Origin of the sequence: Streptomyces sp. NPDC056835, from assembly GCF_042789485.1 — a bacterium.
In the GTDB taxonomy this organism is placed as follows: Bacteria; Actinomycetota; Actinomycetes; order Streptomycetales; family Streptomycetaceae; genus Streptomyces.
In genome coordinates this window covers 153071-164730 of sequence record NZ_JBHUBB010000020.1, presented here as the reverse complement: position 1 = coordinate 164730, position 11660 = coordinate 153071, and the positions used below count along the sequence as shown (strand labels likewise).

Annotated in this window: 13 protein-coding genes and 1 pseudogene; 5 read left to right on the top strand and 9 right to left on the bottom strand. The window is 68.8% G+C overall.

The features are described 5' to 3' along the window. Window positions 1-149: 149 nt before the first annotated feature. Window positions 150-488 (bottom strand): annotated as a pseudogene (locus tag ACFRMN_RS23500) (VOC family protein); the annotation flags it as partial. 96 nt (window positions 489-584) lie between these two features. Between ACFRMN_RS23500 and ACFRMN_RS23495 the strand changes: the two are divergent. Further along, window positions 585-1976 (top strand): serine hydrolase domain-containing protein, encoded by a 1392-nt coding sequence (locus tag ACFRMN_RS23495; RefSeq protein ID WP_383022525.1) that lies wholly within the window; start codon window positions 585-587, stop codon window positions 1974-1976. A gap of 140 nt (window positions 1977-2116) precedes the next feature. Here the strand turns inward: ACFRMN_RS23495 and ACFRMN_RS23490 are convergent, their stop codons facing one another. The 3 genes from ACFRMN_RS23490 to ACFRMN_RS23480 form a co-directional block, all read right to left on the bottom strand. Continuing rightward, the gene (locus ACFRMN_RS23490; protein ID WP_383022523.1) at window positions 2117-2569 is read right to left on the bottom strand and encodes a GNAT family N-acetyltransferase; all 453 of its coding nucleotides are present in this window, start codon (window positions 2567-2569) and stop codon (window positions 2117-2119) included. Between the two features lie 188 nt (window positions 2570-2757). Then, the gene (locus tag ACFRMN_RS23485) at window positions 2758-3624 is read right to left on the bottom strand and encodes a GNAT family N-acetyltransferase (protein ID WP_383022521.1); all 867 of its coding nucleotides are present in this window, start codon (window positions 3622-3624) and stop codon (window positions 2758-2760) included. A gap of 5 nt (window positions 3625-3629) precedes the next feature. Beyond that, on the bottom strand, window positions 3630-4172 hold the full coding sequence (locus ACFRMN_RS23480) for a DUF2269 domain-containing protein (RefSeq protein WP_383022520.1): 543 nt from the start codon (window positions 4170-4172) through the stop codon (window positions 3630-3632). Window positions 4173-4248: 76 nt separating this feature from the next. Between ACFRMN_RS23480 and ACFRMN_RS23475 the strand changes: the two genes are divergently transcribed. After that, on the top strand, window positions 4249-4887 hold the full coding sequence (locus ACFRMN_RS23475; protein ID WP_383022518.1) for an HAD family hydrolase: 639 nt from the start codon (window positions 4249-4251) through the stop codon (window positions 4885-4887). A gap of 320 nt (window positions 4888-5207) precedes the next feature. Next, a complete protein-coding gene (locus ACFRMN_RS23470; RefSeq protein WP_383022516.1) occupies window positions 5208-7001 on the top strand; it encodes a globin domain-containing protein in 1794 nt (597 codons plus the stop codon). Window positions 7002-7081: 80 nt separating this feature from the next. Here the strand turns inward: ACFRMN_RS23470 and ACFRMN_RS23465 are convergent, their stop codons facing one another. The 5 genes from ACFRMN_RS23465 to ACFRMN_RS23445 all read right to left on the bottom strand — a co-directional run bounded on the left by ACFRMN_RS23465 (window position 7082) and on the right by ACFRMN_RS23445 (window position 10842). Next, window positions 7082-7561 carry an NUDIX domain-containing protein gene (locus tag ACFRMN_RS23465; RefSeq protein WP_383022514.1) on the bottom strand — a complete coding sequence of 160 codons (480 nt, stop codon included), beginning with the start codon at window positions 7559-7561 and terminating at the stop codon, window positions 7082-7084. A gap of 52 nt (window positions 7562-7613) precedes the next feature. Further along, window positions 7614-8507: a LysR family transcriptional regulator gene (locus ACFRMN_RS23460; RefSeq protein ID WP_383022512.1), complete on the bottom strand. Its 894-nt coding sequence runs from the start codon at window positions 8505-8507 to the stop codon at window positions 7614-7616. Window positions 8508-8801: 294 nt separating this feature from the next. Continuing rightward, window positions 8802-9944 (bottom strand): cystathionine gamma-lyase, encoded by a 1143-nt coding sequence (locus ACFRMN_RS23455; protein WP_383022510.1) that lies wholly within the window; start codon window positions 9942-9944, stop codon window positions 8802-8804. Next, on the bottom strand, window positions 9941-10453 hold the full coding sequence (locus ACFRMN_RS23450) for a low molecular weight protein-tyrosine-phosphatase (protein ID WP_383022509.1): 513 nt from the start codon (window positions 10451-10453) through the stop codon (window positions 9941-9943). The genes ACFRMN_RS23455 and ACFRMN_RS23450 overlap by 4 nt, the downstream gene beginning before the upstream one ends. 8 nt (window positions 10454-10461) lie before the next feature. Further along, window positions 10462-10842 carry a phage holin family protein gene (locus ACFRMN_RS23445; RefSeq protein WP_383022507.1) on the bottom strand — a complete coding sequence of 127 codons (381 nt, stop codon included), beginning with the start codon at window positions 10840-10842 and terminating at the stop codon, window positions 10462-10464. Window positions 10843-10856: 14 nt separating this feature from the next. On the opposite strand from ACFRMN_RS23445, the gene ACFRMN_RS23440 reads away from it, so the two are divergent. Both ACFRMN_RS23440 and ACFRMN_RS23435 read left to right on the top strand, forming a co-directional pair. Further along, window positions 10857-11174 (top strand): cupin domain-containing protein, encoded by a 318-nt coding sequence (locus ACFRMN_RS23440; RefSeq protein WP_030349859.1) that lies wholly within the window; start codon window positions 10857-10859, stop codon window positions 11172-11174. A 252-nt stretch (window positions 11175-11426) separates the two neighbouring features. Continuing rightward, the gene (locus ACFRMN_RS23435) at window positions 11427-11651 is read left to right on the top strand and encodes a DUF5326 family protein (protein ID WP_383022505.1); all 225 of its coding nucleotides are present in this window, start codon (window positions 11427-11429) and stop codon (window positions 11649-11651) included. Window positions 11652-11660: the final 9 nt, after the last annotated feature.

Below are 11660 nucleotides of genomic sequence, written 5' to 3'. Positions count from 1 at the left end.
AACGCTCGGCTGGGAAACCCCAGCCGAGCGCCTGTCTAAACTGCTCGCGGCCTGATCAACCGACCACGGTGTTGCAACGACCCCTCGAATTCGCCCAACTGCCGTGCGGGGCTTCTGTGTTCGTTGACGTGCGCGTATGCTCAGAACTGGTAGTTAGAAGTGTTGGGGTCCGCGAGGGTGACCCAGCCCGTGCCGTCGGGGCGGCGGTGGTCGCCCACGAGGGTGGCGCCGAGGGTGAGGAGGCGGTCCACCTCTTCGTCGCGGGTGCGGTCCTGGGGCTGGAGGTCCAGATGGACTCTGTTCTTGATGGTCTTGGTCTCGGGCACCTGGATGAACAGCAGCGTGGCGCCCTCTGCCGCGAGCAGCGCTTCCGGGTCGCCGGGATTGTCGTCGTCCGCCAGGGAGGCGCCGAGGACCTTGGCCCAGAAGCTGCCCAGGGCGTAGGTGTCCGCGCAGTCGACGGTGATGTGGCGTACCAGGGATGTCATGCGGTCACTCTGATTATTCCGGCTGTTTCTGTCCAGGGTGATTCCGCAGTGCGAAATGAACTCGACTGGACGGGTTGTCGCCGGTAGATGTGGAACATGACCTCACTTCCCGAAGAGCTGTTGCCCAGTACGCGTCGAGCTCTGTTGCATCGCATCGCCCGAGCTCAGGCCGAGGGCCGCGCTCCGTCACTGGTCGGTGCGGTGGCGCGGGAGGGGCGGATGGTGTGGACGGGGGCGCGTAGTTGCATGGAGGGGCATGCTCCGGACTCGGATACGCAGTACCGGATCGGGTCGATCACCAAGACGTTCACCGCCGTGCTGGTGCTGCGGCTGCGTGATGAGGGGCTGCTTGATTTGAATGACCCCCTGGAGAAGCACCTTCCGGGCACCGGGGTGGGTGAGGTCACGATCGCTCAGCTCCTGGGGCATAGCGCGGGGTTGAGCGCGGAGGCTCCGGCGCCCTGGTGGGAGCGGACACCGGGGTCGCTCCGCCCCGAGCTCGCGGACGTCCTCGGTGAGCGGCCCGTGCTGCACCCGGCGGGGCGGCGCCACCACTACTCGAATCCGGGCTTCACGCTGCTTGGTTCGCTGGTGGAGGCCGTGCGGCGGGCGTCCTGGGAGGAGGTGCTGCGGCGTGAGGTTCTTGAGCCGCTGTCCATGGGCCGTACGTCCGCACAGCCGGTGGCTCCGCACGCGGGTGGCTGGGCTGTGCATCCCTGGGCCGATGTGATGCTGCCGGAACCGGTGGAGGACCTGGGGCTGATGGCCCCCGCCGGTCAGCTCTGGTCGACGGCCGCCGATCTCTGTCGTTTCGCGGTCTTCCTCTCGGAGGGGGACGAGAGGGTTCTGAGCGCGGAGTCCGTGCGGGAGCTGCGGACTCCGGCCGTCCCGCCCGAGGCCGGCGAGCGGAACGGCGGCTACGGGCTCGGGACGCAGCTTGTCTGGTGGGAGGACCGGACGCTGGTGGGGCATACGGGTTCGCTGCCCGGCTTTGTCGCCGGCCTGTGGGTCAGCGTGGAGGAGGACGTGGCCGCGGTGGTGCTGGCCAATGCCACCTCGGGGCCGTCTGTCGGGGCGATCGCCGCCGATCTCATCGGCATTGTGGCGGACGCGGAGCCCCGCATCCCCGAACCGTGGCGTCCGCTGCCCGAGGCCGAACCGGAGCTGCTGGCTCTCACCGGGCCGTGGTACTGGGGCACGCAGCCCTTCGGGCTGAAGTGGTCGTCGGGCCGGGGCCTGGAGCTGAACCCGCTACGAGGCGGCGGACGTGGTTCCCGCTTCGTGGTGCAGCCGGATGGCGACTGGAGAGGGCTCGACGGCTACTACGCGGGGGAGACCCTGCGGGTGGTACGCCGCCCTGATGGCTCGGTGAGCCATCTGGACCTGGGGTCGTTTGTTTTTACGCGTGAGCCGTATGGGCCGGACGACGCGGTTCCCGGGGGCGTGGACGCGAAGGGCTGGCTCGGCCTCGGGGATTTCAGGGAGTAGGGAGACCATGATGTTTCACGTGAAACCGGGCACGCAGGTCCCTTGGCCTTAGAACGCGTGCGACTCCGAAGCCGCGAGCTTGGATTGCGGCTTCGGCTCCGTAAACGTGCGGGTGGTTTGGCCGGCTGAGGATGCGGTCCTCAGAGAGTCATCTTGAAACCGACATGTGAGGCGGTGAAGCCGAGCCGCTCGTAGAAGCGGTGGGCGTCGGTGCGGCTGGCGTCGGAGGTCAGCTGGACCAACTGGCAGCCCTGGCGGCGGGATTCGTCGACCGCCCACTCGATGAAGCGGGTACCGAGTCCGCTGCCGCGCTCATCGGTGTGCACGCGTACGGCCTCGATGATGGAGCGGGTCGCGCCGCGCCGGGAGAGCCCGGGGATGATCGTGAGCTGGAGCGTGCCGATGACCCGGCCGTCGAGTTCGGCCACCACGACGTGCTGGTTCGGGTCGCGGGCGAGTCGTTCGTAGGCCTCGGCGTACGGGGTGAGGTCGTCGGGGGATTCGCGCTGGGCACCCAGGGGGTCGTCCGCGAGCATCGCCACGATGGCGGGGATGTCGTCGGGGGCGGCGGGCCGTATTTTCAGATCGCTCATGAGCCGCACAGTACGCCGGAGGGCGGCGGTGCGGGCCGGACGGGGCTGTGGCCGGTTTCGGGGCTTTTCCGGATGCCCTGTGGTGCCCCGTGGGTGTCCTGTGGTGCTTCTGTGGCTTCTGCTCTGGGCCTGCGGGGCCTGCCGGGCCTCCACGGTCGTCCCGGGCGGCCCTGGTCGGCCGGGGAGGCTCAGCCGGTCGCCATGTTCAGCGGCGCGAACCGCCGGGACCGGTCGCCGGGCAGGTCACGGTCGCCGTATGTCATGAGTGTGGTGCGGGTGACCGGTTTCAGGCCGTGATCCTTGAGCCAGTTCAGCAGTTCTTTGTGGCGCAGGTCGATGACGGTACGTACCGGTCGGTCCGAGCCTGTGGCCAGCGGGGAGATCAGCGCTTTCGCTGTCTCCGTGTCCCGGGCGATCACAGGGCCGATGACATTGGCGGCCGGTGTGGGCCAGAGCGCCGCGTATCCGATGAGGGTGGAGCCTTCCTCGGCGACTCTGAGCCGGTCAGCGAAGGCGGGGAGCCGCGCGATGAGGTGGGTGCGGTCTGCTCCGAGGACTTCGGTGTCCAGGTGTACGAGGGCCGGCAGATCGCCGGCGGACGCGGGCCGGGTGGTGATCTGTGGTGGGCGTTCCGGCGACCGGAGGTCTCCGAGAAGCGTCTCGGCTTCGCCGATGCCGGTGAAGCCGAGCTTTTCGTAGAGCGGGCGTCCGAACGGGGTGGCGTACAGGGTGAGCGGGATGTTCCCGGCCTCGTGCAGCGCGTGATCCATGAGCCGCCGCCCGAGCCCCTGGCGGGCGTGCCGCCCGGCGACCAGCAGCATGCCGATGGCGGCGAGCTCCGGGCGGTCCGTGGGGCCGTACGAGGTGACGACGCACACGGCTGCCAGTCCTGTGCCCGCCGGGTCGTCGATGCCGTAGGCGGTGCTCGCCGAGAGGAGCAGACCCCATCTGCGCTCCTCGCGCGCCCAGCTGCGGTCTTCGGCGAGGTCGGCGCAGGACTTGAGGTCGCTCATGGTCAGACGGCGGATCGGCTGTGCGGAGAGCGGTGTCGACATAAGGATCAGGCTGTCGGAGCCGGTGATCGTTCGTCCACCGCTTTAGGAGAAGTGGTCCGACGGGATGTGGCTGTGCGCTGCAGACGCCGGCCGCGCCGTGTGAGTCCCCAGGGTTTGAGCACCGAGATCGCTGTCATGAAGAGATAGGCGCAGCTCGCCACGGTGGGCGCGGCGACGAGGCTGCTGTCGGGGAGTCCGGCGGCCGCGGCGTGGTTGATGGTCGGTCGCAGGGCGAAGACGGTTGCTGCGAGAGTGATCAGGGTGAGCCAGAACTTGGTCCACACCCAGCGATGTCGGGCCAGGCCCCAGGGGGTTCCGAGTGAGAGCAGCGCTCCGCTGACGAGGGCGAGCAGGGCGATGGGGACGATCAGCCAGTCGGTGAAGATCTTCATGGCCCGGTAGGCGGCCTGTGTGGTGCTGGCGTCATTGGTGATGAAGGCGGTGACGCCGAGGGTGAGGAGGCCGAGGGTGAGTCCCAGCCAGCTCACGGATGTGGCGACATGGGCGACGAGGAGGGTCCGGCGCACGGGCCGCTTGAGTTGTTTCACGTGAAACACGGTGTCTTGCGGCGAGGTGTGGGGCGTCTGCCCGCGGGAGTAACCGCGCGTACTAACCTCGGCGTACATGGCGAGCGTGCGCAGACTTCATCTCTTCGACCTCGATGGAACGCTGATCCGTGGTTCGGCGGCGGCTGTGGAGATTTCCCGGCAGCTGGGGCTGGGCGCCGAAATCGCGGAGTTGGAGCGTGAGTTCCTGTCTCTCGGGCTGGCGCCGAACGAGTTCGCGGTGCGGGCCCGGGAGCTGTGGGCCGAACTCACCACGGCGCAGGTGGCGGCGGCTTTCGAGGGCGCGCCCTGGCTGCTGGGTATCCGTGAGGTCTGGGCGGATATCCGGAAGCGGGGGGATTACTGCGCTGTTATCTCCTTGTCGCCCGACTTCTTTGTCGCGCGGCTGCTGGAGTGGGGTGTGCATGCCGCGCATGGTTCCCGCTGGCCGGCGCTGCCTTTCACCGAGCCGGTCGACCGGGCGGGCATTTTGAACCCTGCCGCCAAGGTGAAGATCGCGAACCGGCTGTGTGCAGAGTTCGGGGTGAGCCTGGACGACTGTGTTGCCTACGGTGATTCGATGTCGGACGCGGAGATCTTCGCGACGGTGCCCCGGGCGGTGGCGGTGAATGCGGATCACCATCTGTCGGGGCTTGCTACGCACACGTACACGGGGGGCGATCTGCGTGAGGCCTATGAACTGGTGCGCCTACAGTGAACCGGTACGGCGGCGGCAGTAATACTCTGACCCGGAGGTGCCGCGGGGAAACGCGGCCGGAATCCGGCGAGTGAGCACAGGAGCGATGCAGCCTAACGGTAAATCCGGTGTGGATGCCCGGACTTCGCGCTCTTTGTCCCCTGCGCCGGGCCGGCCTGTCATGCTGCGTGTACAGGCGGTGCGGGCAATGTCGTACTCCTTCACCTTGTGCCCGAATTGGGGCTTCGGGGGAGGTTAACGTGAGGTGTCAACAGTCCTAGTCAGAGCGGGGAATTGCTAGCGTATTCCGGGCCAGCGGAAGTGCGCAGACCGACCGAAAGATGTTCGAGGCGAGGCACACTATGGACGCTCCGACCACCACGTCGGCCGACAACGGCACTTCTGGAGGCGGCGGAGGAGGCGGTTGGTTCGCGGCCCGTAGAGCGCCGAAGGGCGAGGGCCGGCCGGACTCCGGGACCGCGGACGGCACGGAAGAGACGGCGGGGCGGGAACGAATACCCGTTCCGAGTCGCTCACTTGCCTCCATACGCCCGGTGGGCTCCGGGGCGGCTCGTTCCGCTCCGCCCTCGCGTGAGAACGCCGTGGGGCACGAGGTACGCACGGATACGGCGGCCCGGCGGCAGCCGGGGCCGGTGGACGACGTTCCCGAGGCATTCCGGCCGCGCGGCAAGGGAGTGCGCGGCGGGGACGGACCGGCCCCTCATCCGCCGGTCCACGAGGATCCCGCGACAGCAGCCCCCGTCACAGCGGACCCTGTTGCAGCGGACCCTGTTACAGCCGCCACGGATCCCGCCAAGGATCCCGCCCCGACGGCCGGCAGCGGCGGTGAGCCGGCCTCCGAAACCGCGCCAGGGGCAGCGAAACCGGCCGCACCGGTGTCGGCCGCACTGCCTCCCGAGGCTCCGGCGCCGCAACCCTCCGCCGCGGCCACTGCCGCGCCCTCCGCTTCCGCCGGCCCCTCCGCTCCCGCGGACGACCCGAACGCTTCCCCGGACGCGCTACTGGTCCGCCGCACGCTGGCCGAGATCGCGCCGGTCGCCGACCAGGTCACCTCGTACTTCTATTCACTGCTCTTCGTCCGTCACCCGGATCTGCGGGGCCTCTTTCCGGTCGCCATGGATGCCCAGCGTGACCGGCTCCTCAAGGCGCTGCTGACCGCCGCCGAGCACATGGACTCCCCGGCCGTGCTGACGGGCTATCTCCGGCAACTGGGCCGGGGGCACCGCAAGTACGGCACGCAGGCCACGCACTACCCCGCCGTCGGTGAGGCGCTGCTGGGCGCGCTGTCCCGTTACGCCTCGGCCAGTTGGGACGACGAAACCGAAGGCGCCTGGGTCAGGACGTACACCACGATCTCGCAGATCATGATCGACGCGGCGGCGGAGAACGAGCTGCACGCTCCGGCCTGGTGGCAGGCCGAGGTGGTCTCGCACGATCTGCGCACGTCCGACATCGCTGTCGTCACGGTCCGTCCCGATCAGCCGTATCCGTTCGTGGCGGGGCAGTACACCAGCCTGGAGACGCCGTGGTGGCCGCGGGTCTGGCGGCACTACTCGTTCGCTTCCGCGCCCCGCCCGGACGGTCTGCTGTCCTTCCACGTCAAGGCGGTTCCGGCGGGCTGGGTCTCCAACGCGCTGGTCCATCACGCCCGTCCCGGCGACGTTCTGCGTCTGGGCCCGCCGGCCGGTTCGATGACCGTCGACCACAGCACGGACAACGGTCTGCTCTGTCTGGGCGGCGGCACGGGCATAGCGCCGATCAAGGCGCTCGTCGAGGATGTCGCCGAGCACGGGCACCGGCGCCCCGTCCAGGTCTTCTACGGTGCGCGCCACGATGAGGATCTGTACGACATCGAGACGATGCTGCGGCTCCAGAGCGTGCATCCGTGGCTGGCGGTGCGTCCGGTGGTCGCCGAGGGGCCCAGCCAGGGGCTTACGGGACAGCTTCCGGAGGCGGTGCGCGACTACGGTCCCTGGCATGAGTACGACGCGTATCTGTCGGGACCGCCCGGGATGATCCGCAGCAGTCTCGACGCGCTCAAGGGGGCCGGGATCCCGCTGGAGCGGATCCGCCACGACTCCCTCGAAGAGCTGCTGGTGGCGGCCGTCGGCTAGGTCCTGTGGACCGGGCCGGACCTAGGCCCTGTGGACCTGGCCGGACGTGGCCGGGCAGGCGGCTCGGCCGGCCGGTGGTCTCAGCCCAGGTCGGGGGCGTGCATCGCGCGTACGCCCTCGATGTTGCCGTCCAGATAATGCCGCAGTGACAGCGGTACGAGGTGGACGGCGGCGATCCCGACGCGGCTGAAGGGCACCCGTACGATCTCGTACTCGCCGTGTGGCTCCTCGATCTCGGGGCCGTGCCGCAGCGAGGGGTCCATCGACGCCAGCCGGCAGACGAAGAAGTGCTGCACTTTGACGCCGGTCACGCCGCCGTCGGCGATGTGTTCCACGGTGTCGACGAAGCAGGGCACCACATCCATGATCTTGGCGCCGAGCTCTTCGTGGACTTCGCGATGGAGCGCGTCGACGACGGTGGTGTCCGTCGGCTCGACTCCGCCGCCGGGGGTGAGCCAGTAGGGATCGACTCCCGGCTTGGTGCGTTTGATCAGGATCAGGTCGTCGCCGTCGAGCAGGATGGCGCGTGCGGTGCGCTTGACCACGGGCCTTTCGGTCATGGGAAGAGGTTCGCCCGGGATTCCCCTTCTGAAACTCCGGCCGGTTCTTCCCTCACCACTCCTCCGCGGCGCGCAGCAGCCATTCGTGCGCCCGCGCGACCGGGGGCAGGGTGAGGGTGCCGGTGCGTACGACCAGGAAGTAGGTACGCAGCGGGGGTACGGGCGGATCGAGCAGCGCGACCACCTCCCCGCGCTCCAGTGCTCCTTCGCAGAGGTAGCGGGGCAGTACGGCCAGTCCGGCGCCCGCCGCCGTGCATTCGAGGACGGCCCGCAGGTCGGGGGCGATCACGGTGCCGGCGGCGGCCGGCTGGGACTCGAAGACGCTCGCCCAGTAGCGGGAGACGAGCGGGAGGGATTCGTGCACCTCCACCACCGGCAGCTGCTCAAGCACCACCTGGCCCTCGCGCAGCACGTCATGGCCCAGCCGGGCGGCCCAGCGGGGTGCGGCGATCAGTACGTGTTCCTCATCGCAGAGCGGAGTCGAGGTGAGCAGTCCGCCGCGTGGCCGGGTCGTGGTGATGGCCAGATCGTGGTGTCCGGCGGCCAGGCCCTCCAGGGTCTCTTCGGGGCTGCCGAAGAAGGAGGTACGCAGGGCGAGGCCCTGGGTGGTGAGCGGGGTGAGCGCGGGCAGCGCCCGCAGGGAGGTGAACTCCGGTGGTCCGGCCAGGTGGAGTGTCCGTACGCCGGATTCCTCGTCGAGTCCGGTCTCGGCGATCTCGACGAGCGCGTCGAGATGGGGTGCGGCCCGCTGGGCGAGTTCGTCGCCGATGGTGGTGGGTGTCACGCCGCGGGCCTGGCGCAGGAAGAGCGGCCGGCCGAGCTGTCGTTCCAGGGTTCTGATCTGGCCGGTGACGGCGGGCTGGGAGAGGCCGAGCAACGCTGCGGCGCGGGTGAAGGAGCCCGCGCGGTGCACGGTGACAAAGGTGCGGAGCAGGGCCAGGTCCATGTTCCCGCTCTCCCGTCTTGAGCCTCGGCCCCCGCGGCAACTCCGGACAGTCAACTATAAATAAGTCGATAGGTCGCTGTCGCTACTGTGATTGGACACTGACGCAGAGTCAACTAGCCTTGGGCAAATGGTTCTCCGCGCGTGGAACCTGGGACGGTCCGAGCCATGAGGGGGGAGGCTCGGACCGTCCGCCAAGGGGAGGTGCGGGTCGTGCGGGACGTTGAGGACCCGCAGGATCCAGCCGACCCGGAGGCATGGAGAGGGGCCATGTCAGGGGATGTCAGAGGACTGTGCTCAGGGAGCCGCCTCGTCCAGGGCCCGCAGCACGTCCGCGATCAGGTCTTCGGGATCCTCGGCCCCGACGGAGAAGCGGATGAAGCCTTCCGGTACGGCGTCGCCGCCCCACCGTCCGCGCCGTTCCGCCGTGGACCGTACGCCGCCGAAGCTGGTCGCGTCGTCGACCAGCCGCAGCCCGTCCAGGAAGCGCTCGGCCCACTCCCGGTCGGGGAGTACGAACGACACCACGGAGCCGAAGCGCCGCATCTGCTGGGAGGCGATGCGGTACGAGGGGTCGCCGGGCAGCCCGGGGTAGCGCAGCCCGGCGACATCGGCGCGTGTCTCCAGTGCCTGTGCCAGTACGAGCGCGCCGGCGCACTGCCGGTCGACGCGCAGCTGGAGCGTGGCCAGTGAGCGGTGCGCCAGCCAGGCCTCCATCGGCCCGGGAATCGCTCCGACGACCTTGCGCCAGCGCCGTACGCCCGCCGCCAGTTCCGGATTCCCGCTGGTGACATGGCCGAGCAGGATATCGCCGTGGCCGGTCATGCCCTTGGTGTCACTGGCCACCGAGAAGTCCGCGCCCAGTTCCAGCGGCCGCTGTCCGAGCGGCGTGGCGAGAGTGTTGTCGACCGCGACCAGCGCGCCCTCGGCGTGCGCTGCCTTCACCAGCCGCCGGATGTCGCAGACGTCCAGGCCGGGGTTGGACGGTGTCTCGATCCACAGCAGCCGTGCCCCTTCCAGGACGCGCAGCTGGGCATCCGCGCCGGTCGGCGCGGTCCGTACCGTCACGCCGTACGCCTCCAGGCGTTCCCGCAGCAGCGGCAGTGCCTGGTAGCCGTCGTCCGGCAGGACGATCGTGTCACCGGCCCGCAGCTGGGAGAAGGCCACCGCCGAGATCGCCGCCATCCCGGAGGCGAAGACGACGGTCTCGACCGGCTCCCCCGGCGCCTCCAGCTCGCTGATGGCGCGTTCCAGATGGGTCCAGGTCGGGTTCTCGTCCCGGCCGTAGGTGTACGGGCCGGTCGGCTCGCCCGGCAGGTGGTAGTGGGCGGCGAAGACCGGTCCTGGCAGGGTCGGTTCGTACTTCACGGGGTCGGGCAGTCCGGCCCGTACCGCTCGGGTGCCGTCCCCGATGCTCTTACCGTCTCCTGGTTTGCTCATGCCGCCTTCCCGATCGCGTTCCGTACGGCGGCGAGCAGCCCTTCGCCCGCAGCCTCCACCAGCTCCAGACATTCCTCGAAGTCGGCGCTCCCGCCGTAGTAAGGATCGGGCACGCCGAGACCGCCGGACGGTTCGCCCGAGATGTCGAGGGAGAGGTCGTAGGAGCGCAGCAGGCGTACCTTCGCCGCGTCCCCGGGCGTCGGTGCGAGGCGCCGCAACTCGCGCAGATGCCCTTCGTCCAGCGCGATCACCAGATCGAGCCGTGCGAACCACGAGGAGTGGAACTGCCGCGCGGTGTGGTCGCCGGCGTAGCCGTGCGCGTCGAGGACGGCTATGGCGCGCGGGTCGGCGCCGTCGCCTTCGTGCCAGCCGTCGGTGCCCGCGCTGTCCACCTCGACCAGACCGTCGAGGCCGGCTTCCGTCAGTCGTGCGCGGAAGACGGACTCGGCGATGGGCAAGCGGCAGATATTGCCCGTGCAGACGAAGCAGACGCGATACGGAGAGATCATGGGGCCGCTCAGTCCTTGCCGTCGGGGAGCACGACGTTCAGCGCCCACGACACGATCGAGATGATCAGGCCGCCGAGTACGGCTGTCCAGAAGCCCTCGACATGGAAGCTCAGGTCGAGCTTGTCCGCGAACCACGACGTCAGCAGCAGCATCAGGGCGTTGATCACCAGCGTGATCAGCCCGAGAGTCAGGATGAACAACGGCAGTGTCAGCAGCTGCACCACCGGCTTGACTATGAAGTTGACCACGCCGAAGAGCACGGCGACGAGCACCAGTGTCAGGATCTTCTTGCCGGTGCTGGGGCCGGTCAGGGTGATGTTCTGGATCAGCCAGATCGCGACTGCCAGGGCGCCCGCGTTGGCTATCGTCTTGACTAGGAAATTCTTCATGGTCTGATCGTGGCATGAAGGCATTCCGACTGGATGAGCTGGAGGCGGAACGTGCCGCCAACGACGGGGCGTATCTGCAGTTTGTGCGGGAACGCAACATGTCTGTGGGCCTGTACGCGCTGGACGCCGGCGCGAGTGACCCGCAGCAGCCGCACCGGCAGGACGAGGTGTACTTCGTCGTGAGCGGCCGCGCCTCGCTCACCGTCGGGATGGAGACCACGCAGGTCAGCAGGGGAAGCGTGGTGTACGTGCCGGCCGGAACCGCGCACAAGTTCCATCACATCACCGAGGATCTGCGGGTGATGGTCGTGTTCTCCCCGCCCGAGGGCTGACCGCCGCCCCTTCTACCCCTTTTTGCCCCCCTGCCGCTTCCACCCGCTTCCACCCCCTCTCGACTCTCCTGTCCATCCGTCGTTCCCGCCCTGCCGCCCCGTCCGCCTCCCGACTCTCCCGACCCTCAGGACCGCCTCAGGGTCGGATCAGGGGAGATCGGGGGCCGCGGGGCCTCCGCGATCGCTCCCACGGCTCTAGCATCGAGGGAGTAAGACAGATATTCGGGCTCTCGGCGAAGCGAGGTAAGAACGATGGCGGTTCGGGACGTACTCACAGGACTGCCCTGGTGGGTGAAGTGGATCGCGGTTCCCCTGATCGTCCTCGTCGTGTTCGGCGGACTGATCACGACGGTCGTCTCGATCGTGGTCGGCCTGCTCTTCAAGGTGCTGATCCTGGTGGCTCTGGTCGGTGGACTGGTCTATGTCGTACGGAAGTTCATGTCTTCCTCTTCCTCCTCGTCACGCGGCGACTGGTAGGGCTCCGGC